General features: G+C 64.6%; 24 protein-coding genes. 4 read left to right on the plus strand and 20 right to left on the minus strand.

Going from position 1 to position 25,617, the window contains the following annotated elements; all coding sequences use genetic code 11:
• Nucleotides 1–2: 2 nt before the first annotated feature.
• Nucleotides 3–1,073: a DNA integrity scanning diadenylate cyclase DisA gene (gene disA, locus CE_RS12525; protein WP_006769113.1), complete on the plus strand. Its 1,071-nt coding sequence runs from the start codon at nucleotides 3–5 to the stop codon at nucleotides 1,071–1,073.
• On the opposite strand, the gene CE_RS12530 is transcribed toward disA, so the two are convergent.
• Together CE_RS12530 and CE_RS12535 are read right to left on the minus strand one after the other, a co-directional pair.
• On the minus strand, nucleotides 1,070–1,786 hold the full coding sequence (locus CE_RS12530; protein WP_006769112.1) for a hypothetical protein: 717 nt from the start codon (nucleotides 1,784–1,786) through the stop codon (nucleotides 1,070–1,072). The genes disA and CE_RS12530 overlap by 4 nt on opposite strands.
• 63 nt (nucleotides 1,787–1,849) lie before the next feature.
• Nucleotides 1,850–2,473 (minus strand): carbonic anhydrase, encoded by a 624-nt coding sequence (locus tag CE_RS12535; protein WP_006769111.1) that lies wholly within the window; start codon nucleotides 2,471–2,473, stop codon nucleotides 1,850–1,852.
• Between the two features lie 67 nt (nucleotides 2,474–2,540).
• On the opposite strand from CE_RS12535, the gene CE_RS12540 reads away from it, so the two are divergent.
• Nucleotides 2,541–3,422, plus strand: a complete 882-nt coding sequence (locus CE_RS12540) for an A/G-specific adenine glycosylase (protein ID WP_035109334.1) — start codon at nucleotides 2,541–2,543, stop codon at nucleotides 3,420–3,422.
• 158 nt (nucleotides 3,423–3,580) lie between these two features.
• Here the strand turns inward: CE_RS12540 and CE_RS12545 are convergent, their stop codons facing one another.
• Nucleotides 3,581–6,364: an ATP-dependent Clp protease ATP-binding subunit gene (locus CE_RS12545; protein WP_006769109.1), complete on the minus strand. Its 2,784-nt coding sequence runs from the start codon at nucleotides 6,362–6,364 to the stop codon at nucleotides 3,581–3,583.
• 276 nt (nucleotides 6,365–6,640) lie between these two features.
• Between CE_RS12545 and CE_RS12550 the strand changes: the two genes are divergently transcribed.
• Nucleotides 6,641–8,074 (plus strand): GuaB1 family IMP dehydrogenase-related protein, encoded by a 1,434-nt coding sequence (locus CE_RS12550; protein ID WP_041628382.1) that lies wholly within the window; start codon nucleotides 6,641–6,643, stop codon nucleotides 8,072–8,074.
• On the opposite strand, the gene CE_RS12555 is transcribed toward CE_RS12550, so the two are convergent.
• From CE_RS12555 to dacB, 15 genes are all read right to left on the minus strand, one after another.
• Nucleotides 8,071–9,498 (minus strand): DHA2 family efflux MFS transporter permease subunit, encoded by a 1,428-nt coding sequence (locus tag CE_RS12555; RefSeq protein WP_006769106.1) that lies wholly within the window; start codon nucleotides 9,496–9,498, stop codon nucleotides 8,071–8,073. The genes CE_RS12550 and CE_RS12555 overlap by 4 nt on opposite strands.
• Before the next feature lie 129 nt (nucleotides 9,499–9,627).
• The gene (locus CE_RS15680) at nucleotides 9,628–10,242 is read right to left on the minus strand and encodes a DUF559 domain-containing protein (RefSeq protein WP_231295116.1); all 615 of its coding nucleotides are present in this window, start codon (nucleotides 10,240–10,242) and stop codon (nucleotides 9,628–9,630) included.
• Between the two features lie 593 nt (nucleotides 10,243–10,835).
• The gene (gene lysS, locus CE_RS12565; RefSeq protein ID WP_035109327.1) at nucleotides 10,836–12,407 is read right to left on the minus strand and encodes a lysine--tRNA ligase; all 1,572 of its coding nucleotides are present in this window, start codon (nucleotides 12,405–12,407) and stop codon (nucleotides 10,836–10,838) included.
• 50 nt (nucleotides 12,408–12,457) lie between these two features.
• Nucleotides 12,458–13,252: a pantoate--beta-alanine ligase gene (locus CE_RS12570; protein ID WP_041628383.1), complete on the minus strand. Its 795-nt coding sequence runs from the start codon at nucleotides 13,250–13,252 to the stop codon at nucleotides 12,458–12,460.
• Nucleotides 13,249–13,950 carry a hypothetical protein gene (locus CE_RS12575; RefSeq protein ID WP_011075973.1) on the minus strand — a complete coding sequence of 234 codons (702 nt, stop codon included), beginning with the start codon at nucleotides 13,948–13,950 and terminating at the stop codon, nucleotides 13,249–13,251. The genes CE_RS12570 and CE_RS12575 overlap by 4 nt, the downstream gene beginning before the upstream one ends.
• A complete protein-coding gene (locus CE_RS12580; RefSeq protein WP_006769100.1) occupies nucleotides 13,950–14,702 on the minus strand; it encodes a DUF6779 domain-containing protein in 753 nt (250 codons plus the stop codon). Before CE_RS12580 ends, CE_RS12575 begins: the two co-directional genes overlap by 1 nt.
• A 10-nt stretch (nucleotides 14,703–14,712) precedes the next feature.
• Nucleotides 14,713–15,180 carry a DUF3180 domain-containing protein gene (locus CE_RS12585; protein WP_006769099.1) on the minus strand — a complete coding sequence of 156 codons (468 nt, stop codon included), beginning with the start codon at nucleotides 15,178–15,180 and terminating at the stop codon, nucleotides 14,713–14,715.
• A gap of 3 nt (nucleotides 15,181–15,183) precedes the next feature.
• The gene (gene folK, locus CE_RS12590; protein ID WP_006769098.1) at nucleotides 15,184–15,672 is read right to left on the minus strand and encodes a 2-amino-4-hydroxy-6-hydroxymethyldihydropteridine diphosphokinase; all 489 of its coding nucleotides are present in this window, start codon (nucleotides 15,670–15,672) and stop codon (nucleotides 15,184–15,186) included.
• On the minus strand, nucleotides 15,673–16,059 hold the full coding sequence (folB, locus tag CE_RS12595) for a dihydroneopterin aldolase (protein ID WP_006769097.1): 387 nt from the start codon (nucleotides 16,057–16,059) through the stop codon (nucleotides 15,673–15,675).
• The gene (folP, locus tag CE_RS12600; RefSeq protein ID WP_006769096.1) at nucleotides 16,052–16,906 is read right to left on the minus strand and encodes a dihydropteroate synthase; all 855 of its coding nucleotides are present in this window, start codon (nucleotides 16,904–16,906) and stop codon (nucleotides 16,052–16,054) included. The genes folB and folP overlap by 8 nt, the downstream gene beginning before the upstream one ends.
• On the minus strand, nucleotides 16,907–17,500 hold the full coding sequence (folE, locus tag CE_RS12605; RefSeq protein ID WP_006769095.1) for a GTP cyclohydrolase I FolE: 594 nt from the start codon (nucleotides 17,498–17,500) through the stop codon (nucleotides 16,907–16,909).
• Nucleotides 17,493–19,925, minus strand: coding sequence for an ATP-dependent zinc metalloprotease FtsH (ftsH, locus tag CE_RS12610; protein WP_041628384.1), 2,433 nt, complete (start codon nucleotides 19,923–19,925; stop codon nucleotides 17,493–17,495). The genes folE and ftsH overlap by 8 nt, the downstream gene beginning before the upstream one ends.
• A 110-nt stretch (nucleotides 19,926–20,035) precedes the next feature.
• On the minus strand, nucleotides 20,036–20,620 hold the full coding sequence (hpt, locus tag CE_RS12615) for a hypoxanthine phosphoribosyltransferase (protein ID WP_035109417.1): 585 nt from the start codon (nucleotides 20,618–20,620) through the stop codon (nucleotides 20,036–20,038).
• A 50-nt stretch (nucleotides 20,621–20,670) separates the two neighbouring features.
• Nucleotides 20,671–21,612 carry a tRNA lysidine(34) synthetase TilS gene (tilS, locus tag CE_RS12620; RefSeq protein WP_006769091.1) on the minus strand — a complete coding sequence of 314 codons (942 nt, stop codon included), beginning with the start codon at nucleotides 21,610–21,612 and terminating at the stop codon, nucleotides 20,671–20,673.
• A complete protein-coding gene (dacB, locus tag CE_RS12625) occupies nucleotides 21,613–22,878 on the minus strand; it encodes a D-alanyl-D-alanine carboxypeptidase/D-alanyl-D-alanine endopeptidase (protein WP_006769090.1) in 1,266 nt (421 codons plus the stop codon).
• A 124-nt stretch (nucleotides 22,879–23,002) separates the two neighbouring features.
• On the opposite strand from dacB, the gene CE_RS12630 reads away from it, so the two are divergent.
• Nucleotides 23,003–23,479, plus strand: coding sequence for an inorganic diphosphatase (locus CE_RS12630; protein ID WP_006769089.1), 477 nt, complete (start codon nucleotides 23,003–23,005; stop codon nucleotides 23,477–23,479).
• Between the two features lie 164 nt (nucleotides 23,480–23,643).
• On the opposite strand, the gene CE_RS12635 is transcribed toward CE_RS12630, so the two are convergent.
• Both CE_RS12635 and CE_RS12640 read right to left on the minus strand, forming a co-directional pair.
• Nucleotides 23,644–25,203, minus strand: a complete 1,560-nt coding sequence (locus CE_RS12635) for a polyamine aminopropyltransferase (RefSeq protein WP_006769088.1) — start codon at nucleotides 25,201–25,203, stop codon at nucleotides 23,644–23,646.
• Nucleotides 25,191–25,616: a DUF350 domain-containing protein gene (locus CE_RS12640; RefSeq protein ID WP_143758471.1), complete on the minus strand. Its 426-nt coding sequence runs from the start codon at nucleotides 25,614–25,616 to the stop codon at nucleotides 25,191–25,193. Before CE_RS12640 ends, CE_RS12635 begins: the two co-directional genes overlap by 13 nt.
• Between the last annotated feature and the right edge of the window lies 1 nt (nucleotide 25,617).

Here is a 25,617-nt window from a genome sequence, read left to right on the forward strand (position 1 = left end):
TCATGAGCACCACCACCGATATCCTCCCGGATGTCCACACCATGCGTGACACCCTGCAACGTCTCGCACCCGGCACCCCACTGCGCGACGGCCTGGACCGTATCGTCCGTGGCCACACCGGCGCCCTCATCGTTCTCGGCGATGAGGAGAATGTCACCTCCATCTGCGACGGCGGCTTCGAATTCGATGTCACCTTCGCCGCCACCCGCCTGCGCGAACTGTGCAAGATGGACGGCGCCGTGGTCCTGTCCTCGGATGGCGAACGCATCAAACGCGCCAATGTGCAGCTGATCCCCTCGCCGTCCTGGCCCACCCAGGAATCAGGCACCCGCCACAGGTCCGCGGAGCGCACCGCCCTGCAGACCGGTGTGCCGGTGATCGCCGTGTCAGAATCCCAGAACACCATCACCCTGTACGTCGAGGGCAAGTCCCACATCCTGGAGGAGCCCTCCACCCTGCTCAACCGGGCGAATCAGGCGCTGGGCACCATGGAGCGGTACCGTGACCGCCTCGATCAGGTCAACACCCGGCTCCACATGGCGGAGCTGCACAACTACGCCACGGTGATCGATGTGGTCTCCGTGATCCAGCGTGAGGAGATGCTGCGCCGTGTCGGCGAGACCATCGACACGAATGTGCTCGAACTGGGCCGGGAGGCCAAACAGATCCAGATTCAGCTCACCGAACTGCGCGGCGATAACGACCGCGAACGCGGTTACATCATCGCCGATTACCTGGTCACCGACGGTATCCCCACCGATGAGACGATCACCGAGGCTCTGGAGGCGGTGTCCGGTCTCGATGACAAATCCCTGATGAAGCCCTCCAACATCGCCCGCATCCTCGGCCTTCCCCCCACCGAGGAGGCACTCGATGAACCGGTGGTGCCCCGCGGTTACCGCACCCTCAACCGGGTGCCCCGCGTGCAGAAATTCCTCATGGACAAACTCGTGGGCGAATTCGGCAACCTGCATGCCCTGACCAGCGCCTCCGTGGAGGAGATCAGTGCCGTGGACGGTGTCGGATCGCTGTGGGCCCGTCACATCACCGATGGGCTGGCCCGGTTGACCTAACCCAGGTTGAAGGTCAGTGCCTGGGAGGGGTTGTCCCCGATGACGGTGTGCAGGAAGTAGGCACCCGCGGGCACCGGCTGGCGGTCGGAGCACCGCTCCGGTGCGGAGGTGGTGCGTGACCAGATGGCCTGGAAATAACGCTCCTCGCCTGCAGGGAAGACCCGGGTGCCGGTTTCCACCGCCGGGTTGCAGTCCACATCCGCCCACACACGGGCGTTGGTGGCCAGGTCATAGACCTCGAAGCGCAGGACCTCGTCATCCAGGTCGACCTCGCAGTCGGCGGCGGTGGGGTTCTCCACCGTCATGTACAGCTGTGGTTCCTCACCGGGGGCGAAGTTCGGTTTGTTACTGCCGGCGGTGATGATCAGATCCGACAGTTCGCAGGAGTCCTTCGGCGCGCCGGTCGGCTCCGGGGATTCCTCCGTGGTGCCCTCGGCGGCTGACACCGAGGAACCGGCTGCATCTTCCGGGCTGGAGGAGGCTGCGGTGGTTTTTTCTGTGGTTTCCTCTGTCGTGGTCTCCGGGGTGAGATCCACGGAGTTGTCCAAGGTGGTGGTGGCCGCGGCGGGGTCGGTGTCTGTCTCCTCCCCACCCAGGGAGGTCAGACCCCAGATGGCCAGGGCGATCACGACCAGCAGAATGACAAGCGCGGCGATACGACGGCGCCTGTAGATGACTTCGTTGTGTCTCGGAGTTCCCACAGGCATCAGCATATTCCTTGCTCACCCACCGGGGATGCACCAACACGTGAACGTGTTGGTTTTCACCCCCTACTGTTAATCCACGTTGCGGGTAATCACAGGCTCGGTGAAGCCGTCGGAGAGACGGTAGCGCAGGCCGACGATGCCCACCTTGCCCTGTTCAACACGTTCGGCGATCTCCGGGGAGCGGGACAGGATCTGGTTCACGGTGGCCAGCACGTGATGGCCTTCGTACTCTTCAGCGGTGGACTTACCCAGGCCCCGTGCCTCCAGGATGGAGGGGGCGACCTTCTCAATCAGCACACGCTGGTACCCACCCGGGATCTCCCCGCCGTCGAGAGCCGCGGCGGTGGCGGCGACAGCACCACAGGACTCGTGTCCCATGACGACAACCAGTGGCACATCGAGGGCTTCGATGGCGTATTCGATGGAACCGAAAACAGCCTGGTCGAGGATCTCCCCGGCGGTGCGGACCACGAAGAGGTCACCCAGTCCGACGTCGAAGATGATCTCAACCGGAACGCGGGAATCGGAGCAGGAGATGACAACGGCGGAGGGTTTCTGACCGTCACGCAGCGCCGCACGGCGGGGGGCATCCTGGTTGGGGTGGTCACCCCGGTGGTCCATGAATCGCTGATTACCGGCCTGCAGCGCCTCCCAGACGCCCGTGGGGGTACGTTCTACATTTCGCAATGGCATGGGTTCTATTCTTCCATCATGGATGTTTGGGATGCGAACCGACCCATGCATTAGAATTTTCGGGGACATGTCATATAACGCTCTCCAGTCTTCTGTCCTCCGGTGGTTCCGCCTCAACGCCCGCGACCTGGCGTGGCGTGATCCCGACACCCCTGCCTGGGGAATCCTACTCTCCGAGGTGATGAGCCAACAGACCCCTGTCGCCCGCGTCGAGCCGATCTGGCTGGAATGGATGGCAACCTGGCCCACCCCGCAGGCGTTCGCGGAGGCCTCCACCGATGAGGTGCTGCGCGCCTGGGGGAAACTGGGGTATCCGCGTAGGGCCCTGCGGTTGCTGGAGTGTGCGAGGGTGATCGTCGACAAGCATGGTGGCCGGGTACCGGACACCGTCGACGAACTGCTCGCCCTGCCCGGCATCGGAGACTACACCGCGCGCGCCGTGGCGGCGTTCGCGTTCGGGCAGAATGTTCCGGTCGTGGACACCAACGTGCGCCGCGTGTACAGGCGCGCGGTCGAGGGCCGCTTCCTGCAGGGAACCGCCTCCAAAAAGGAGCTTGTCGACGTCGCCGCCATTCTCCCCGCCGACTCCGGCCCCGAATTCTCCGCCGGGATCATGGAACTGGGCGCACTGATCTGCACTGCCACCTCACCGAAATGTGCTTCGTGCCCACTGTTGGAACTGTGCGAATGGCAACGCCTGGACTGCCCCGCCCCCTCCGAGGAGGAACTCGCCTCCGCGAAGAAACGCGTGCAGAAATTCACCGGAACCGACCGGCAGGTACGTGGCCTGATCATGGATGTGCTGCGCGGCGCCGAGGCACCCGTGGCGAAATCAGCCATCGACGTGGTCTGGCCCGACGAGGCACAACGCTCCCGGGCGCTGTTCTCCCTGTTGTCCGATGGCCTCGCAGAGCAGGACGCCGACGGGAACTTCCACCTGCCGCGTTAACCCAGAGATCCTGTTTCCAGAAACCGCAATACTTAACCCAGAGATCACTGGTGCTCTCTGGAGACAGGATCTCTGGGTTAAGATTCGGCGTCGGTGAATGTGGCTACGGCACAACAAAACCCCGCATCCAGCGATGCGGGGTTTCGTCGTGAAGCGGTCTACTGCTCGCGCTGTGGTGCAGCACCACCCGGCTGGTCATCGGTGCCGTAGTAGTCACCGGTGACACGCTCGGATTCCGTGGGGTTGGAGGAGGCATCCTCATCCAGCTCGCGGAGGGTCTCCGGGTCGATGCCATCGAGGGAACCGGTCTCCGGGACATCGCCGTCGGCTGCGGAGTCGACATCCTGGATGGCCTCGGCCGCCTCGACGGAGATCTCGGAGAACTTACCGTCCGGCAGTGGCTTCGGGCGCGGGGTGAAGGTAAAGGTCGCTCCGTCGGTGTTCTTCGACTCGCCATCCCAGCCGTCGACGTCAACGGTGACGATCTCGCCGGCACCGATCTCGCCGAAGAGGATCTTCTCCGACATGGCGTCCTCGATCTCACGCTGGATGGTACGACGCAGTGGTCGTGCACCCAGTACCGGATCGAAACCGCGGGAGGCCAGCAGTGCCTTGGCCTTGTCGGTGAGCTCGATGCCCATGTCCTTGTCCGCCAGGGCGCGGGAGACACGGCCGATGAGCAGCTCCACCATCTGGATGATCTGTTCGCGGGTCAGCTGGTGGAATACCACGATCTCGTCGATACGGTTGAGGAACTCGGGGCGGAAGTGCTTCTTCAGCTCGTCGTGGACCTTGTTCTTCATGCGGTCGTACTGGGCATCGGAATCGGTTTCGTTGCTTCCGCTGAAGCCCAGGCCGACAGCCTTGGAGATGTCCTGGGTGCCCAGGTTCGAGGTGAAGATGAGCACGGTGTTCTTGAAGTCCACAATGCGGCCCTGGCCGTCGGTGAGACGACCATCCTCGAGCACCTGCAGGAGGGTGTTGTAGATCTCCTTGTGGGCCTTCTCGATCTCGTCGAAAAGCACAACCGAGAACGGCTTGCGGCGGACCTTCTCGGTGAGCTGGCCGCCCTCCTCGTAGCCGACGTATCCGGGAGGTGCACCGAAGAGACGGGAGGCGGTGAAGCGGTCGTGGAACTCGCCCATGTCGATCTGGATGAGGGAGTCATCGTCGCCGAACAGGAACTCGGCCAGTGCCTTGGACAGCTCGGTCTTACCCACACCGGACGGGCCGGCGAAGATGAAGGATCCGGACGGACGCTTCGGGTCCTTCAGACCTGCGCGGGTGCGGCGGATCGCACGGGAGACAGCCTTGACGGCCTCGTCCTGACCGATGATGCGCTTGTGCAGCTCCTCCTCCATGTTGAGCAGACGCGAGGACTCGGCCTCGGTCAGCTTGAACACCGGGATGCCGGTCCAGGTGGCCAGCACCTCGGCGATCTGCTCCTCGCCGACCTCCGCGATCTCCTCGAGATCACCGGAACGCCACTGCTTCTCCTTCTCAGCGCGCTCCTCCCCCAGCTTGCGCTCCTTGTCGCGCAGACCGGCGGCCTTCTCGAAGTCCTGGGCGTCGATGGCCGCCTCCTTCTCACGGCGGACATCGGCGATACGCTCGTCGACCTCACGCAGGGATTCAGGGGCGGTCATGCGCTTGATGCGCATGCGGGCGCCGGCCTCATCGATGAGGTCGACAGCCTTGTCCGGCAGGAAACGGTCGTTGATGTAACGGTCCGACAGCTGCGCTGCGGCGACCAGGGCACCATCGGTGATGGACACCCGGTGGTGGGCCTCGTAGCGGTCACGCAGACCCTTGAGGATCTCGATGGACAGCTCGACCGAGGGCTCCGGAACCTGCACCGGCTGGAAACGACGCTCCAGGGCGGCGTCCTTCTCGATGTGCTTGCGGTACTCATCCAGGGTGGTGGCACCGATGGTCTGCAGCTCACCACGCGCCAGCTTCGGCTTCAGCAGCGAGGCCGCGTCGATGGCGCCTTCGGCGGCACCGGCACCGACGAGGGTGTGGATCTCATCGATGAACAGGATGATATCGCCGCGCTGGTTGATCTCCTTGAGCACCTTCTTCAGACGCTCCTCGAAGTCACCGCGGTAACGGGAACCGGCGACCAGGGAACCAAGGTCCAGTGAGTAGACCTGCTTGTCCTTCAGGGTCTCCGGGACCTTGCCGTTGACAATATCCAGGGCCAGGCCCTCGACCACGGCGGTCTTACCCACACCGGGCTCACCGATGAGCACCGGGTTGTTCTTGGTACGACGCGAGAGCACCTGCATGATGCGCTCGATCTCCTTGTCACGACCCACCACCGGATCCAGCTTGCCGTCCTTGGCGGCCTGGGTCAGGTTACGGCCGAACTGGTCGAGGACCAGCGAATTGGAACGCTCACCGGCACCGCTGCCCGTGGCGCGGCCACCGGGGGCGGAACCGGCGCCGACAGCGTCGCCACCCTGTCCACCCTGCGGGCTATCCGGGGATCCACCCTGGCCACCCTCGTAGCCGGAGAGAAGCTGGATAACCTGCTGGCGCACGCGCGGCAGATCAGCGCCGAGCTTGACCAGCACCTGGGCTGCCACGCCCTCACCCTCGCGGATGAGACCGAGGAGCAGGAACTCGGTGCCGATGTACTTGTGGCCCATCTGGAGCCCCTCACGCAGGGAGAGCTCCAGGACCTTCTTGGCACGCGGGGTAAAGGGGATGTGACCGGTGGTCGGCTTGGAGCCGTGACCGATGATCTCCTCGACCTCCTGGCGAACAGCATCGAGAGAAATGCCCATGGATTCCAGGGCCTTCGCTGCTACACCCTCACCCTCATGGATGAGACCAAGAAGGATGTGTTCGGTGCCGATGTAATTGTGGTTGAGCATGCGCGCCTCTTCCTGCGCGAGCACAATCACGCGGCGTGCACGATCGGTAAACCTTTCGAACATGTTCTCCCCTTACTTATTTCCTCTAATTTTAACTTTCACCCACTCTAACGCGGGGACCGGACAAAACTTCCCCTGTTTTGTCCACGCAGGAGTGCAACGACCGGACAGAACGTCCGTATTGGCAGGTCAGGTGGTGTTTCCTGAGGGGTTTTGGCCCTGTACGCCTGTAGCGAACAACGTCGGGTACGGGGATTCGGGCGGGCGTCGACAAGCAAAAACGGCGGGAGCGGGTATCCTAGCGGGCGTTCTGACCGACGACCCCAGGGAGCTTGCACCATGCGTTTTCTCAACGATTCCACGCCGCCGTATGAACTGACCTACGCGGATGTGTTCATGGTCCCGTCGCGCTCCGATGTGGGGTCCCGGATGTCGGTTGACCTGCGCACCGTGGACGGCACCGGCACCACGATCCCGCTGGTGGTGTCGAACATGACCGCGGTTGCCGGGCGACGCATGGCGGAGACGATTGCGCGTCGTGGTGGCATCGCGATCCTGCCGCAGGATGTACCCGCCGAGATCGCCGCGGAGACGATCGGGAAGGTCAAGGAGGCGGATCTGGTGTTCGACACCCCGATCACCATCAAGCCGCACCACACCGTCGGTTACGCGCGCAATCTGCTGCACAAGCGCGCCCACGGCGCCGCGATCGTGGTGGAGGGCGAGACCCCGATCGGCCTGATCACCGACAAGGACCTGCGTGCGGTGGATAATTTCACGCAGGTGGGCACGCTGATGAGCACCTCGCTGCTCACCCTGCCCGATGACATCGCCCCCGAGGAGGCCTTCGGGATCCTGCACGGCGCGAGCCGCAAACTCGCGCCCGTCGTCTCCTCCAGCGGCCGTCTGCGCGGCATCCTCACCCGCGCGGGCGCCCTGCGCGCCACCATGTACGACCCCGCGGTCGACTCCTCCGGCAGGCTCCGGGTGGGCGCCGCGATCGGCATCAACGGCGACATCGAGGGGCGTACCCGCACGCTTATCGACGCCGGTGCGGACGTCCTCGTCGTCGACACCGCCCACGGGCACCAGGAGGGCATGATCGATGCTTTACGACGCGTCCGTGCCGTCGGCGTCGACGTCCCCGTGGTCGCCGGCAACGTGGTCACCGCCGCTGGTGTGCGCGACCTGGTGGCGGCCGGCGCGGACATCGTGAAGGTGGGCGTCGGCCCGGGTGCCATGTGCACCACCCGCATGCAGACCGGCGTCGGCCGCCCCCAGTTCAGCGCGGTGCTGGAATGTGCTGCCGCGGCCCGCGAGCTGGGCGCGCATGTGTGGGCCGACGGTGGCGTGCGTGATCCCCGTGATGTGGCGCTGGCCCTGGCCGCGGGAGCCTCGAATGTGATGGTCGGGTCCTGGTTCTCCGGCACCTATGAATCCCCCGGTGACCTGCACGTGGAATCCGACGGCCGGATGTACAAGGAATCCTTCGGCATGGCCTCGCGCCGCGCGGTGGAGAACCGCAACCAGAAGGTCGAGGCCTTCGAGAAGGCCCGGCGCGCCATGTTCGAGGAGGGCATCTCCACCGCCCGCATCTACATCGACGAGAAGAACGGTGGTGTGGAGGATCTGGTGGACGACATCATCGCCGGTGTGCGCTCCGCCTTCACCTACGCGGGCGCGGACTCCATCCCGTCGTTTGCGGAACGTGCCGTGGTGGGTGTGCAGTCCACTGAAGGCTACGCCGAGGGCAAGCCACGGGCGTCGCGCTAGGTTTCTTCCACCCGGGTCACAAACAGTGAGGCGACCAGCGCGATCGTGGCAATGATCGCCCCCGCGACAAACGCGGTACGCGCACCGGCGGCCACCGCCTCGGCTTCGGCACCGCCGGCCAGTGCGGTGCCCAGGGACAGGGCCGCGATCATGATGGCGGTACCGGCGGCACCGGCGAGCTGCTGCAGGGTGTTGAGGATCGCCGAACCGTGTCCATAGAGGATCCGGGGCAGTGAGCCCAGCGCGGTGGTCATCAGCGGGGTCATCATCAGACACATACCGATGGAGAACACGATGTGCAGCCCGACGACCATTCCCACCGGGGTGGAGCTGGTCACCAGGGCGAAGGACCAGGCGGCTGCGGTGAGCAGGATGGCGCCCGGGATAAGCAGCGGGCGTGGGCCGACCTTGTCGTAGAAGCGTCCGATGAACGGGGCGACCAACCCCTGCAGCAGACCACCGGGCATGACCACCAGGCCGGTGACCAGTGCCGTGACACCCAGCGAGGTCTGCAGGTAGATCGGCAGTACCATCACGGTTCCCAGCATCGCACCGAAAGCCAGCAGAATCGCCACCAGGGCGAAGGTGAAGTTGCGGATGCGGAATGGGCGCAGGTCCATCAGTGCGCGATCCTGCCTACCAAGCTGGAGCTGACGACGGATGAAGATGGCCAGGGCGAGGGCATCGACGATGATGACGACAATGCCTGTCGTGCTGTCGCCGTTGAGGACCGCGCCGATGGAACTGAACCCATAAACCAGACCACCGAAGGCAACCGCGGACAACAGCACGGACGGGATATCCAGCGGGGAGATCCTGTTCTCGCCGATGTTCTCAATCAGGAGGGTGCCCACGATGAACGCCACCGCGACGATCGGGAGCATGATCCAGAACAGCCAGTGCCAGGTCAGGGAATTGAGGATGAAACCGGAGACCGTCGGCCCCAAGGCAGGTGCCACCGAGATGACGATCGAGATGATGCCCATCACCGCGCCACGACGTTCCATCGGCACCACGGTGAGGGTGACGGTCATCAGCAACGGCATGATCAGGGCGGTGCCCACCGCCTGTATGATGCGGGCTGTCAACAGGACGGCGAAAGTCGGTGCCAGGGCCGCCACGAGGGTACCCACCAGGAAGAACAGCAATGCCGTGACGAAGATGGTCTTGGTGCTGAAACGGTCCAGCAGATAACCGGTGGTCGGGATGACCACCGCCATGGTGAGCATGAAACCAGTGGTCAACCACTGGGCGGTGGTCTCCGGGATCTGGAAATCCTCCATGATGGCCGGCAACGCCACCGACAGGATCGTCTCATTGAGGATCATGATCATGGCGGAAACCACCAGGATCGCAAGAACTACGACAACCTCCCGGGGCAGCGCCGGGGAGGCTGGTTTGGTGGTCGTTTCCACGGTTGACACTGGGGACCTTTCGGGGGCGTGGACTGTACCGGGCTTAATAACAGGCTTAATACCAGGCGCATGAAGAAGGGGAAAAACTCCCCAATCCTGCCACAGCCGGTGGAGGGAGAGCAACCTGGACCAGCGTGCCTAAGCCACCTGCTGCAGATGCACCGGAGGCTCCTGCTCAAGTGCCCTGCGCAGAATGCGGATGAACTCACATTCTGCGCCGGGTGGCGCATCCAGCTGCTTCGGATCAATGCGCAACACCATATAGCCGTGGTTGGTGAGGAACTTCTCCCGATCACGTTCCGCCATGAGGGCGGCTTCCAGTTCCTCTGGGTTGCCGGTGGTGTACTTTGAGCGCCCGTCAATCTCCACGATGATCCACCCGTTGATGAGGAAATCAACCATGTAGAACCGCCCTGTGGTGCCCCGGTGGAAACGCACCTGCGGTTGTACCGATGTGATGCCCGGCAGCTGCGCCTCATGCACAATGATCCGGGCGCGGGTCTCCTGTGCGCTGTCGGAATCGGGGATGGACAACTCGATGGCTCGTCTGAGATTGGTCAGGCCCCGATAGCGTGGAAAGGCCTTCAGCCTGTCCAACAGAAATTCCTCGGTGAGTTCAGGGAACTGGCGCCGGGCGGAGTCAACGACCACCACGGCAGCGTGCACGCCCTCATAATGGGCGATGTCCAGGAAGAACCTGGTGAAGGAGGCCACCCGGATACCGTGATATTCATGGACATCCTTTGGATCCATGTGCCCGTAGCGATACACAACACCCGGCGGCCATTGTCTTGGAGAGCTGGGTGTTCTCCCATCCGGTAGATAGCAGGAGACGGAGTCCTCAATGGTGAGGGTATGCAGTCCCCACAGCCGGGCTGCGGCTTGGCCTGACACCACAGCCTTGTCCACGGTCAGTCCCACTGCGAAGGCCCGTGCGGTAGCCCTGTCCCATGGGGGAAGTTGCTCATACAGTTCAGCATCCATGACTACCTCTGCAGTCAATTTCCGCAGGGCACCGTCAGCCACACGCCTGGAAACCTCATGATCACTCTGTTTCAGTCTGGTCAAGTTGATCAGCCCGAATTCTTCTGCCCAGTTCTTCATGGATCTGACCATGACGGACTGAGCGTTTCTGGGCAACAATGACCGGTCGCAGGGTCCTGAAAACTGTGGATCGTGCTGTTTTATCCACAGCTCAGGGCCCGGCTGGGTTGCCCGCCGTCACCGAATCAACTAACCCAGAGTTCCTGTCCCCAGAGAGCACAAAAGTTAACCCAGAGATCAGTACTGCTCTCTGGGAACAGGATCTCTGGGTTAACAGTGGAGGGCGAAAAGGAGCAGGGAACCTACTGCCGGGGTTCGGGCTTGACCAGGGGGAACAGCACGGTTTCGCGGATACCCAGGCCGGTCAGGGCCATGAGGAGACGGTCGATGCCCATGCCACAACCCGCAGTCGGCGGCATGCCCTGTTCCATGGCGGCGAGGAAGTCCTCGTCGAGCACCATGGCCTCATCATCGCCGCCGGCGGCCAGGCGGGCCTGGTCCTCGAAGCGTTCGCGCTGGATGACCGGGTCAACCAGCTCGGAGTAACCGGTGGCCAGTTCGAAGCCGCGGACGTAGAGGTCCCACTTCTCGGTGACGCCCGGCTTGTCGCGGTGCTGGCGGGTCAGGGGGCTGGTCTCCACGGGGAAGTCCTTGACGAAGATCGGGCCGTAGAGCTGGTCCTCGCACAGCAGCTCCCAGATCTCCTCGACCAGCTTGCCGTGGCCCCAGCCGCCCTTCTCGGGCACGGCCAGACCGATGACAGCGGCAATCTCGCGGAGCTCCTCCACGGAGCTTTCCACCGTGACCTCGGGCTGACCGGGGAACTTGCGCTGGAGGGCCTCATTGAGGGAGGGGTACATCTCGATGGTCTTCCATTCGCCACCGAGGTCGTAGGTGGTGCCGTCGGCAAGCGTCACCTCGGTGGTGCCGAAGACCTCCTGCGCCACGAACTGCACCAGGCCCTGGATCAGGCGGGCACCGGTTTCGTAGGTGCCCCAGGCCTGGTAGGTCTCCAGCATGGAGAATTCCGGGGAGTGGGTGGAATCGGCGCCCTCATTGCGGAAGTTGCGGTTGACCTCGAAGACGCGCTCCATGCCACCGACCACACAGCGCTTCAGGAACAGCTCCGGCGCGATACGCAGGTAGAGGTCCAGGTCGAAGGCGTTGGAGTGGGTCACGAAGGGACGTGCTGCGGCACCACCGTGGAGGGTCTGCAGCATCGGGGTCTCCACCTCGAGGAAGTCCTCGCCCTCCAGGTACTTACGCAGTGCGCGCATGACCTTGATGCGGGTCAGGGCGTTGGTGCGTGCCTGTTCGCGCATGATCAGGTCGGTGTAGCGGTGGCGGACGCGGGTGTCCTCGCTCATGTCGGCAAATGCGACCGGCAGGGGGCGGAGGGACTTCGAGGCCATGTGCCAGGAGTCGGCCATGACGGAGAGTTCACCACGCTTGGAGGCGATGACCCGGCCACGCACGGAGACGATGTCTCCGAGGTCGACGTCAGCCTTCCAGCCAGCCAGGGCCTCCTCACCCACGGCGGCCAGGGACAGCATCGCCTGGACGGTGGTGCCGTTGCCCTCCTGGATGACGGCGAAGCAGAGCTTGCCGGTGTTGCGGATGAACATGACGCGGCCGGCAATGGCCACCGTGTCATCGGTTTCATCCCCGGCGGCCAGGTAGGTCACGCCCTCGGCGTCACCCTCCCCCACCACATACTTCTCACGCAGGTCCGTAATGGAGATGGTGCGGTCGACCTCGACAGGGTAGGCGGCCTTTCCACTGTCCAGGATGCGCTGGCGCTTCTCGCGACGAATGCGCAGCTGTTCAGGCAAATCGGCGGAATTGTTCTTGGAAGTGGAATTCGAGTCAGTCACGGATACCAACGTTAGTCGATACCCCTGGCTCGGGAGCAATCACTCTGCAATCACTCGATATTCTTGAACCCGATTCCCAGCGGGAGGCCTACGTTGTCGGTGAGAAGGACGTCGCCAAGCGTCACGGCGACAAACAGGCGCGCGTCGCCGACCTCGGGCGCCGGCCCCATGTCCAGGCCGCGGAGCTCCAGGTGGTCCGGGGTGACGTCGGCCGCCTCGAGCACCCCACGGGTGGTCTCCAGCACGGTCGCGGCACCGTGTTCGGCGGAGTGCGCCCCGGCGGTCAGGGCGGCGGCGATGGCGGTGGCACGCTCCCGGTCCGCGGCGGGAATGCGGGTGTTGCGCAGGGAGATCGCCAGGCCGTCGGGCATGCGCACGGTGGGCACGCTGTGCAGTTTCACCGGCAGGTGCAGGTCCCGGATCGCGCGCTGCACGGCCACCACCTGCGCATAATCCTTCTCGCCGAGCACGACATCACTCGCGGCCGTCGCACCGACCAGGCCGAGCACGCGCGTGACCGCCTCCCCGACGTCCATGCCTATCGACGCATCAACCCCCGTGCGAATTCCACCCGGCCACATCATCTCATCGGTGTAGGTGAAGAGGGCATCGATGCGTTCCTCACGGATGCGCTCATGATCCTCCGCCGGCCCGGCGTAGGCCACCACAACCACCGCACCCGGGATGCGTTTGGCCGCCCGGATCATCGCGATATGCCCCGCGTGCAACCCTGTGCCCAGGGGCACCAACACGACCGGTTTCCCGGTCCGGCGCAGGGCGCGACCGAACATCCCGATGTGGTCCACACTGTCAAAAACCCGACCCTGGTCGTGTTCGAAACTCACCGGTCCTCCTTCTGGATTGCCCACAATTCAATATCCTGCGCCCGCGAGATCTCCGCCTGCCGGCGCGCCAGATCCCGGAACAGACGTTGCCTGCCGGGGTCCGCCACGGATTCATACTGACGTATCAGACTATCCAGCCGGGGCACGGGGACAAACCTGCCGGAGGCGGCCTCGACGATATCGGTGGAGGTCTCGATGTCACCGAGGAAGGTATCCAGGAACCGCACCGCATCCTGGGTGAGGGTGCGCACATACCCCATGTAGGTCACGGCGGCGGCGAGTTCGACCCGCTGCGCATCATCCACCTCGATGACCGATCCGCCCAACTCCCCCACCAGCAGACCGACGATGGTCTCGCCCAGTTCATCGGTGGCGGCGGCCACCCAGCGGTCCTCACCCAGGGGGTGGGCACACATGACGATCGCGCCCTCCGTCTCCAGGGGATCCATGATCTGGATGCCGTGCATGAGGGAGGTGTGCAGGAACATCTGCCCGCGCCGGGCGTAGGTGGCGAGCTGGACGACGGTCTCGGCGAGGCTGTCATCGGCCACCGCGATAACCACCAGTTCATAATCCCGGATGTCGGCGGCCGCGGTGACGGCATGGACGGCGTGGCCGGCGGCGGACAATTCGCGGGTCAGGTCGACGAGGTTCTCACCGTCGGCAAGCACCCCCACCCGCAGGCGTGGTGCACGCACTACTTCTTGTCCTTCTTCTTCGCCGCGGCGAGCAGCTCGGCGACGGAGACCCCTCCGCTGCGCTCATCGCGACGACGGCGCCCACCCCCGGCATCGGGCGAGGCGTGCCGGGAACGGCGGGGCTGCTCCTCTTCCTCCGGCTGCTCCACCTGCACATCGACCACTTCGGGTTCCTCCGGCGCGGTCCACTCGGGGGTGGGAACGGTGTCGACCTGGTCCGCCGTCACCGGCTCCGGGGTCTCCTGCTCACGTTTCAGACGGTTCTGCTCCGATTCCAGCTCGATGATCCGGCGGGCCTCAGCCTGGACCACCGCGGGCTCATAGACCCACTCCCGGCCGGAGAGTTCGGACAGCTGCACGCGCATCTCCTCGAGCTGCTGGCGGATCTCCTTCAGCGTCTCATTGTCCTTCACGCGCAGTTCGTTCTGGTGTTGTTTCTCCAGCCGGAATTTCTCTGCCTGCTGCTCCGCCTGCTTCCGCTCCAGCTCGGCGCGGTGGAGAGCCTCCCTGGCCTCCAGTTCCTGCTGGGCCTGCTCCACCTGTTTGCGGTCACGGAAGAGGAGGAAGAAGGCGAGGACCGCGGACCACAGCGCGGCCAGCAGTGCGATCTTCTGGGCCCCGTCGCTGTCGGTGAGGAGCATGATCACGCTGGCCACCAGTGCCAGGCCGATCAGGACTATCAGGATGATCTGTCCACGGTCGACAGGGGAAGCACCGGGCTCCGGCCTGTTGCTCGACGATTCGTGACTCATGGATTCCAATCTAGCTGATCGATTCCCCGGATTGGGGAGGTGGGACCTCGCAGCTGCGTTCGAGGTACAGCCCCGCAACCGCCAGGGCGATACCGCCCAGCGCGGAGGCGAGTGCCCCGGGGAGATCCTCGGAGGCGGCGATCAGGTCACCAACCCGGGGAATCACATAACTTGAGATGCCGACGTAGATGCCCCCCACGATGGCCCCTGTCCAGGCACCGGCCCGACCCACCAGCATGAGTTGCGCGATGGTCAGCGGATTCATCTGGCTGCGGTCCTGGCCGATCAGCCCCTCCTCCATCCGGCCGCGGACCTTGAACCCGGCGAACACACAGATCACGGCCATCACCCACAGGCTGATGGAGATGGCGACCGGGATGGTGCTCATCGAGCCGTAGAAACGCCACGTGAGAATTGCCGAGACCGCGGCGATGAAACCACCGACCGCGATCAGCATTGCCGTGGACGTCCGCTGCATGGGTTAGAACTCCCTGACCTTGGTCACGCCTTCAATGTCTGTCGGATCGAGGTTCTCCACCAGTGCCGCCACAGCGGTGCCGTGGAGGACGGCATTGGGCTCGACCTCCAGCCACGGGATGAGCACGAAGGCACGCTGCCAGGCCCACGGGTGTGGCAGGGTCAGCACGGGGTCATCGGAGAGCAGTTCCTGCTCACCGTTGCGGATCTGGACGATGTCCACGTCCAGGGTCCGGGGTCCCCATTTGCGGGTGCGCACCCGGTCGGCGTCGTTCTCCAGTTTCTGACACCGGCGCAGCAGCTCAATCGGGATGCCGTCAACATCGACCACCAGCACCGCGTTGAGGAATTCATCTTGGTCCTCCACACCCCACGGCGGGGTGGCGTAGATGGAGGACACTGCGACCAGGTTGTCCCGGAACTCATCGATGACACCCTGCAGCAGGGCATAACGGTCATCCATGTTGGAGCCTATGGAGAGTACGGCACGCATCTAACGGGTGCTCCTTCCGTGAGCTTTACGGGAACGACGGGCCACCACCGCCACATCAGCAAAGGTACGCCGAATCGGGGCCTTGGGCTTGTGGATGGTCACCTCCACGGCATGTAGCGCACCGAAGGTGTCCATGATCTTCTCGGCCGTCTCGGTGGCGACGGTTTCAATGAGGTCCCGTGCCGGCCCCTCCACGATCTCTGCCACCAGCTGTGCCAGGGCCCCGTAGTCGACGGTGTCGGAGAGATCATCGCTGGCACCCGCGGCGGCGAAATCCATCCAGCAGGTCACATCCACGATGAAGGGCTGGCCCTGTTCCTTCTCAAAGTCGAAGACCCCGTGGTGGCCGAAACATTCCAGGCCGGTGAGTTCAATGCGGTCAGCCACGGTAGTCACCTGCGCTGCGCCAGTGGGCGGCCACGTCGACGGCATCGCGGGACACCGGCACATTGTGCACCCGCACGCCCCAGGCGCCCATGTGTGCGGAGATGGCGGTGACCGCGGCGGTGGCTGGATCGGCGTCGACAGGTGTCACCTCCAGGCCGCGTTCGCGGCGCACCCCGGCGAGGAAACGCTTGCGGGAGGCGCCGACCAGGACGGGGAACTCCCCACCGATGAACTCGGGCAGGGCGTTGAGCAGCGCCCAGTTGTCCTCACGTGACTTAGCGAAACCCAGGCCCGGATCCAGGACGATCTGATCCCCGGCCACACCGGCGGCCAGGGCGCGGGTGACCAGGTCATCGAGGGTTTCATGCACATCGGTGACCACATTGCCCCCGTGGTCCGCACGTCCGGCAGCATCCCCGAACTGCACGGTCTTCCAGTGCATGAGACACACCGGGATCGCGGCGTCGGCCATGACGGAGAACATGTCCGGATCAGCCAGACCACCGGAGACATCATTGATCATGGATACCCCCGCCTCCGCAGCGGCAGCCGCCACCGAGGCACGCATGGTGTCCACCGAGGTGTGGATGCCCTCCTCACGCAGCGCGGCGATCACCGGCACCACGCGGTTGCGTTCATCCTCTGCGTCCACGCGGACGGCCCCCGGGCGGGTGGATTCCCCGCCGATGTCGATGATGTCCGCCCCCTCGGCCACCAGACGACGGGCGTGCTCAATCGCGCGGTCGGTCTCGATGTACCGACCGCCGTCCGAGAAGGAATCCTCGGTGACATTGACGATGCCCATCACCAGACAACGCCCCGGAACAGTAAGGTCTGCCACGTTCATCTAGTTGCCCCGGATCAGCGCGAAGACCTCGGCGCGGGACGCCATGCTGGTCTTGAACCCGCCACGCACCGCGGAGGTCGTGGTCACCGCACCGGGTTTGCGGATACCACGCATGCCCATGCACAGGTGTTCCGCCTCGATGACCACGGCCACGGACTGGGCACCGAGCTTGTCGACGAGCGCATCCGCGATCTGCGAGGTCAACCGCTCCTGCACCTGCGGCCGCTTGGCATACATATCCGCCAGGCGGGCCAGCTTGGACAGGCCGGTGACCTGACCGGACTCACCGGGGATATAACCGATGTGCGCCACCCCGAAGAACGGAACCAGATGATGCTCACAGGTGGAGTAGATCGGGATCTCACGTACCAGCACCAGCTCCTGGTGATCCTCCGAGAAGGTCTTGTTCAACACCGCGGTCGGGTCCTCGTGCAGACCGGCGAAGATCTCCCGGTAGGCGCGTGCCACACGTGCCGGGGTTTCCAGCAGGCCCTCACGCTCCGGGTTCTCCCCCACCGCAATGAGCAGTTCCCTCACCGCCGCCTCGGCGCGCTCCTGGTCGAATTCCCGCACCGCACCCAGCTTGTCAGCCACGCTTGTCTCCTTCGTTCTCGGTCCCCGGATCCACCTCGGTCGCCTCGTCCATCATGCCGGGACGTTCCTCCACGGTGCCCTCGGGACGGTCGTGGTCGGGACGTTCATGGTCGGGGAGACGGAAACCAATGATCTGGGTGGGGGCATCCCCAGGGCCTGTACCCTTTCGGGACACATTACCGGGGGCGTGTTCCTCACCCGTTGACTGGTCCATGAGTTCCTTGTCACCGAAACCATAGGCCTTCATGCCGGGGTGTTCCGCCTCCGGGCTGGGGGCGGCAGTACCCGCGTAGGGGTTGGGGCGTTTCGCCCCTGATCCCGGGACGGTCCAGTCGGCAGGGGGCGGGGTGCCATAATCCGGGGTCGGGGCATTCCCGGTGGACAGCCCCACCGGCACGCTGACCCCGGCACCCTTCTGCTCCTCGAGTTCCTTGCGGCGCCGCTCACGTGCCGCCTTGGATGCCTCCACGATGGAGAACCGCTTCGGGGGTTCCTCACCACGTTCAATGGCGATCTCCACCGGTGTCTTCACCGGCTCGCGGTCCTCCTGGCGGGGGAAGCGGTCATTCTCGTCGGGGAACACCTCATCGATGCTGCGTGGCTCGATGTCGCTGAACAGCACCTCCAGGTCGGGGCGACGCAGGGTCTCCTTCTCCAGGAGTTTCTCCGCGAGCCTGTCCAGGTGGTCACGGTATTCACGCAGGATGTTGTAGGACACCTCATGCGCCTTGTCCAGCAGGTAGGCCACCTCGGTGTCGATCAGCGCCGCGACCTCCTGGGAGTGCGTCAGCGTGCCACCGCCACCGCGTCCGGAGAAGGGATCGCCCTGCTCCTCGCCGTACTTGACCATGCCGACGGTGGGGCTCATGCCGTATTCGGTGACCATCGCACGGGCGATCTTGGTGGCCTGTTCGATATCGGCGGAGGCACCGGTGGTGGGGGCACCGAACACCAGTTCCTCGGCGGCGCGTCCACCCATGGCGAACACGAGTCGGGCGAAGAGTTCATTGCGGTTGTACATGCCCTTGTCGTCCTCCTGGACGGTCATGGCATGCCCCCCGGTGCGGCCACGGGCCAGGATGGTCACCTTGTACACGCGTTCGATGTCGGACAGTGCCCACGCGGACAGGGTGTGCCCGCCCTCGTGGTAGGCGGTGACCTTCTTCTCCTGCTCGGAGATGATCTTGGAGGAACGACGCGGCCCGCCTATCACACGGTCGGTGGCCTCCTCCAGGGCATCGGCGGTGATGGCGTTGCCGCCGATGCGGGCGGTGAGCAGCGCGGCCTCATTGAGCACATTGCCCAGGTCGGCGCCGGACATACCGGCGGTGCGCTTGGCCAGGGCCTTGAGGTTGGCATCCGGGGCAAAGGGCTTGCCCTTCGCGTGGATCTCCAGGATCTGCTCGCGGCCCTTGAGGTCGGGGGCGGTCACGGGGATCTGGCGGTCGAAACGGCCCGGGCGGAGCAGGGCGGGATCCAGGACATCTGGGCGGTTGGTGGCCGCCATGAGGATGACGCTGCCGCGGTCACCGAAACCGTCCATCTCCACCAGCAGCTGGTTCAGGGTCTGTTCACGCTCGTCATGGCCACCGCCCATTCCGGAACCACGAGCACGGCCCACGGCATCGATCTCATCGATGAAGATGATGCAGGGACTGTTCTCCTTGGCCTGTTTGAACAGATCACGTACACGGGACGCACCGACACCGACGAACATCTCCACGAAGTCGGAACCTGAGATGGAGAAAAATGGCACACCGGCCTCACCCGCCACCGCCCGGGCCAGCAGGGTCTTACCGGTTCCGGGAGGGCCGTACAGCAACACACCACGCGGGATCTTGGCACCCAGGTCCTGGTAGCGGGTCGGATCCTCCAGGAAATCCTTGATCTCATGGAGCTCATCGACCGCCTCATCGGCACCGGCCACGTCGGCGAAGGTGTTGGTCGGGGTGTCCTTGGTCAGCTGCCGGGCCTTGGATGCACCCATGCCGAACATGCCACCGCCCTGCGCACGGGACAGGAAGAACATGAGCAGACCGAACACGATCAGCAGCGGCAGGATGAAGCTCAGCATGGAGACCAGGAAGTTATCCTGGGTCACGTTGGTGGTGTAGGACTCCGCGTCGGAGGCCTCCACCTTGTCGAAGATCAGCGGTGCGGTACGCGCCGGGAACTGGGTGATGATCTCCTCAACGCCCTCGCGTTCCTCCACCTCGATCGGTTCACGGAGGGTCAGGCGGAGGCGCTGCTCGCGGTCATCGATCTGCGCCTCGGACACGTTGTTGGCCTCCAGCTGCTCCATGGCAACGGAGGTGTCCACTTCCTGGAAATTCCGGGTGTCGCTGGTGAACAGCGAAAACAGGAACAGGGTGATGAGTACCACGGCTGCGATGCCGCCGTACTGGAGGAATTTCTTGTTCTTCATGCGCAATGGCCGGTCCGGCGGTGGCTGGAACGGGCCCGGGCCTTTCTCGGGTCTGGGGTTAAAACTCTCTGCAGCTCAATCAACGTTCAGCGGAGGCGATTCGTTCCCACCTAGTCGGAGTAGACACGTGGCTCGAGGGTGCCCACATAGGGCAGGTCGCGGTAACGCTCGGCGAAGTCGAGTCCGTAACCCACGACGAACTCATTCGGGATGTCGAAACCGATGTCGTACATGTCGATGTTCGCGGTCAGTCGCTCCGGCTTGCGCAGCAGGGTGATCACGTTGAGGGACTTCGGGTGGCGGTTCTTCAGGTTGCGCATCAGCCAGGAGAGGGTGAGGCCGGAGTCGATGATGTCCTCGACGATGAGCACGTCACGGCCCTCGATGTCCTTGTCCAGATCCTTGAGGATGCGCACCACGCCGGAGGATGAGGTGGAGTTGCCGTAGGAGGACACCGCCATGAACTCGGACTGGGAGGGGATGGTCAGCTCACGCGAGAAGTCCGACAGGAAGTAGAACGCGCCCTTGAGCACGCACACCAGGATCAGATCCTCCTCGGAGTCGCGGTAGTCCTCAGAGACCCGCGCGGCCATCTCCCGGATGCGTTCCTTCAGCTTGTTCTCGCTGATCAGGACCGATTCGATGTCATCTCCGTAGGGGTTGGTGGGGACGTTGAAGTCCTTTTCGCCTGCCATCTCGACGTTGTTGACCATGTGTAGCGTGCACCTTCTTTGTTCGAGTGTTCTCAACCGGTGATCTCAAGCTTGCCACTTACACGCACCACTTCCAACCTCCCGTGGGCACCGCCGCCCACCGCCACGCCCCCCTGTCCATGCCAGTGGGTGAGCAGACGGTCGACCGCCTCGATCTTTTTCGAGGTGACCCGCACCCCATGTCCGCGGAGGAAATCGGCGAGCATGAGGCGTCGCAAAGCATGCGGTTCGGCCGCGAGCCGCACCGGGAACCCGTCGGCCCACTCACCCCGACGCTTGTCGACGAAAAACTCCAACGCCTCGCCCTCCATCGCTGCCCGTGTCGCCGCCAACGCCAGGCCCGGCACCGGATCACCTGCGTGGATCTCCGCCAACAGGGGCAGGACCTGCTCCCGGATGGCCACCCGCCGGAACGCACGATCCCGGTTCTGGGGGTCCTGCCACGGGGTCAGCCCCAGCTCGGTGCAGGCCCCGTGGGTGTCGGCCCGCCGGACACCCAGGAGGGGGCGGATGACGGTGAGGTCGGGGCGTCGAGAAGCGCTTTTCATCCCGGCCGGGTTCCCCCGCAGGCCGGCCAGCAGGAAGGTCTCGGCCTGATCATCCATGGTGTGACCGGCCCAGATGGTGTCGGTGAGCTGGGCGAACTCGGCGTAACGGGCCTCGCGGGCCTGCGCCTCCATGCTGCCCGGCGGCACGGTGATGCTCCGGATGAGGGCCGTGGCCCCCATGTGTTCGGCCTGGGCGGCGGCGCGTTCCGAGACCTCTGCCGAACCCTCCTGCAGGTTGTGGTTGATGCAGATCGCGGTGACCTCCGCCCCCTCGGCGCGGGCCGCGGCGACCAGCGCCAGGGAATCCGGCCCACCGGAGAGCCCGATGTGGACATGATCTGTGAGATGGGCGCGGATGGCCACGCGCAGGGTGAGGAAATGCGGGCAGATCCGTGGCAGGGGCAGCCCACCGATGCTCGCCGGCACCTAGAACTCCCGCAGGACAGACGCCATCTCATCCATCGCGGCGCGGGCATCCGGAATATTCGAGTCATTGGACACGAACGCGAAGGTGTACACCCGGTCCGAGGTCACCGTGCCCGCCAGCGCGGAGGTCGCGGTGAGGGTGCCGGTCTTCGCGCGGACCCAGCCGGCGCCGCTGAGATCGTCATAGCGGTCCACCAGGGTGCCATTGCCGCCCGCGATCGGCAGGGTGTTCAGCAGCGGGCGCAGGGTCTCATCCGTGGCCGCGGCATGCAGAATGTCATCGAGCAGGCGCGGGGTGATGAGGTTGTCGAAGCTGAGCCCCGAATTATCGACGATGCTCACACCGCGCAGGTCGAAACCGTGTTCCTTGAGGATATCCATGGTCAGCTGCGCGGAACTGCCCGTGTCGGTGGCCGCGCCGCGGTTCTGGGCGGTCTCCCTGCCGATCGCCTCGGCCATGACATTGTCGGATTCCTCCATCATCCGGCGCAGACGCTGCTCCAGGTTCTCGGATTCGGTGGTGGCAAGCACCAGAGCGTCGGCGGGGGCTGTGCCCTTCCCGGTGTCGGTGGCCCCAATGCGCTGCGCCAGGGCCTGCGCCACATCGAGGGCCGGGGTGTGGGTGCGCGGCAGATCGCCATGGCTGCCACCGATGCGCCCGCCCTCGATCATCACCGGTTCCACCGGGGCGATATACCCCGCATCAATATCGATGCGTTCCCACCCCGGCGCGAAGGTCTCATCACTCCAGATGGAGGTGTCCACCAGGACCGTATCGATGTCCTGACCGGTGAGCTGCGCGGCGAGATCATCGAGCTGATCGGTGCTGAGGGTGACGTCGCCGGCGGCCCGGATCACGGCTGTTCCGGGGGTTTGTCCAACCACGACATCAGTATGGATGGTGTCATCCCACCCCAGTTCATACAGCGCCGCCGCAGCGGTGAGGATCTTGGTGGCCGACGCCGGACGCACCGGGGTATCCGGATTCTGCGACCAGATGACCTCACCCGTTGCGGTATCCCGCACCTGGCCGACAAACCTGCCCAGACGGGGATCCGCGGCGGCCTGCGTGAGCTGCTGGTTCAGCGCCGAGAAATCCACCTCCGCCGTGGCCACCACCGGCCGGAAGATCTCCTCCGGTGCCGCCACCTCAAAAGCCGGAGGGTGATTGAGGCTGTTGAGCTGCGCATTGATCCCCACCCCCGCCACACCGACGACCGCGGCCAGCGCACCGACAGCCGATGCGATCCACACGCCGTTTTTCACCCGAACTCCTCACCATGATTGTTTCCCCACACCTTATATCGCGTGCCAAGTCTGCCGGAATCCCCCGACACGCTAGAATCACCATCTGACTGGTATCAACGACCGAGAAGATAAAGGACATCCCATGAGCGTCGAAGTAACCGTTGAGATCCCGAAGGGTTCCCGCAACAAGTACGAAATCGATCACGAGACCGGCAAGGTCTACCTCGACCGTTACCTGTTCACCCCGATGGCCTACCCACTGGACTACGGTTTCATCGACCACACCCTGGGCGAGGACGGCGACCCCATGGATGCCCTCGTCATCCTTCCGGAGTCCGTGTTCCCGAACGTGATCGTGAAGTCCCGTGTCATCGGTGTCTTCAAGATGACCGACGAGGCCGGTGGCGACGACAAGCTCCTCGCAGTCCTCGACGACCCACGCTACGACCACATCCAGGACATCTCCGATGTCTCCGACTTCCTCAAGGATGAGATCGAGCACTTCTTCGTCCACTACAAGGACCTGGAGAAGGGCAAGCACGTCGACGGCTCTGGCTGGGGCGACAAGGCCGAGGCTGAGCAGATCCTCGCCGACTCCATCGAGCGCTACAAGGCATAGAGGGTTCCTCCTTCCACCCGCGTTCCCTTCGGGGCGCGGGTGTTGTCATTTCCGGCCCCATGCTTAACCCCGAGATCCTGTTCCCAGAGACCACGATGCTTAACCCAGAGATCACTGGTGTTTTCTGGGGACAGGATCTCGGGGTTAAGTGGGGAGGGGCCTGGTTACTCCCCGGCCTGGCGGTAACCGCGGCGCAGGTCCTCCACCACGCGGGGGTGATCCAGGGTGGAGGGCTCTAATTCCCGGGGTTGGTTGTCGGCGCCGAACACACCCGCCGCCGCCAGGACCTCATCGGTGAGGAACCGCAGCGATGGGGTATCCCCACGCAGGCCCAGCTCCGTCCCCTCCGGCCCGCACAGCTGGAAACCCCAGTCGCCGAAGGTGGGCACATGCACGTGGTATGGGATCACCGCCCCGCACCCGGCGGCGGACATGGTCGAAGCGATCCGCCAGAACACATCCGGGGTGGTGTACGCGCTGGAGGACTGCACCACCATGCGCCCACCATCGTTGAGTCGTGCCAGGGCAAGGGTGTAGAACTCCTGGGAGTACAGCCGGGCCATGGTGTCGTTGTTGGGATCGGGGAGGTCGACGAAGATCGCGTCGTAACGTTGTCCCCCATCGCCACCGGCGCGCAGCCAGGTGAAGGCATCGTCGGTGATGACCGTGACCCGTGGGTCCTGCATGGCGCCACCGTTGTCGGGGAGCAGGATGGTGTTGGCCACCTCGATGACCTCGGGGTCGAGCTCCACCTGGGTGATCCGCATGTCGGGGAAGCGCAGCAGTTCCCGGGCCGCGAGGCCGTCGCCACCACCGATGATCAGGGCCGTGCGTGCGGAGTCCGACAGGCCGGGGTACACCAGGGATTCGGTGTAGCGGTGTTCATCGCGGGTGGAGTACTGCAGCCCACCGTTGAGGTAGAGGCGTCGATCGGCCCCACGCTGGGTGACCACGATGTCCTGGTAGTCGGACTGGTGGGCGTAGATCACCGGGTCGCGGTAGAGCTGTTGGCGGGCGGTGGCGACGATGCCGTCGGAACGCACCAGCACCGTGCCCAGCACCGCGATCGCCACCAACAGTGCCACCACCGCCCTGATGAACTGGGCGCGGGGCAGCAGGTGTCGCAGCAGCACACAGCCCACGAACAGGGCGGCGAGCAGGTTGATCATGCCGGCCGCCGCCGCGCCCCGCATCATGCCCAGCCATGGCAGCAGGATGAACGGCCAGGCCAGCCCGCCGAGCAGGGCGCCGAGGTAGTCGGCGGCGTTGAGGGTGGCCACCAGGGAGCCGGTGGTGCGGGCGTCGGCAAGCCGGCCGCGTTGGATCATGGTCATCAGCAGCGGGAGTTCCGCACCGACCAGGATGCCGATCAACGCCGTGGCCAGCACCAGCATCCACAGGTTCTGGCCGACCACCGCGAAGGTCATGTACAACACCAGGGCGGACAGGCCACCGATCAGACCCAGGAGGGTCTCCACCGCCAGGAAGGTCTGCGCCGGCCACCGCAGAAAGGGTTTGACCAGGATCGCGCCCACGCCCAGGGCAGCCACGTACCCCGCCACGATCAGCGAGGTCTCCACGATGCCGCCACCGTTGAGGCTTGCCGACAGCGACACCAGCGCCAGCTCATACACCAGTCCGGAGGCGGCACAGATCGCGACGGAGACCAGCAGCAGCCAGCGCCAGACCCGGCTGAGTTCAGCGGGTTGTTCTAGACCAGACATGCAGCGTTGACGGCTCCCACCACCACAAGGAGAACAGAGGCCACGACCGCGCCGGAACGCAGCTTCGGGTCCTCCACCAGGTCCCGGAACCTGCCCGGGGTGAACACCTCCAGCAGTGCCATGACGATCACCTGGATCACCAGGCCGAGCACGCCGAACACCGCGGTCTCGATCAGTCCCTGCGTCAGGTTGTCCGAGGAGGTCAGCACCGCGGTGACCACGATGATGCCGATGGACACCTGCTGCGCCACGGTGATCACGGCGGCATTGGGCAGGTGGTGCACGAAGACGAGCTCGTGGAGCTTGCCCGGGGTGATCAGGTCGAGGATGACGAAGCCGACCACCAGGATGACGGCGGCGAGAACAAAGTAGGCCAGGGTGCCTGCGACACCATTGATCAGGTACTCACTCATG

It is taken from the genome of Corynebacterium efficiens YS-314, assembly GCF_000011305.1.
GTDB classification, from domain to species: Bacteria; Actinomycetota; Actinomycetes; order Mycobacteriales; family Mycobacteriaceae; genus Corynebacterium; species Corynebacterium efficiens.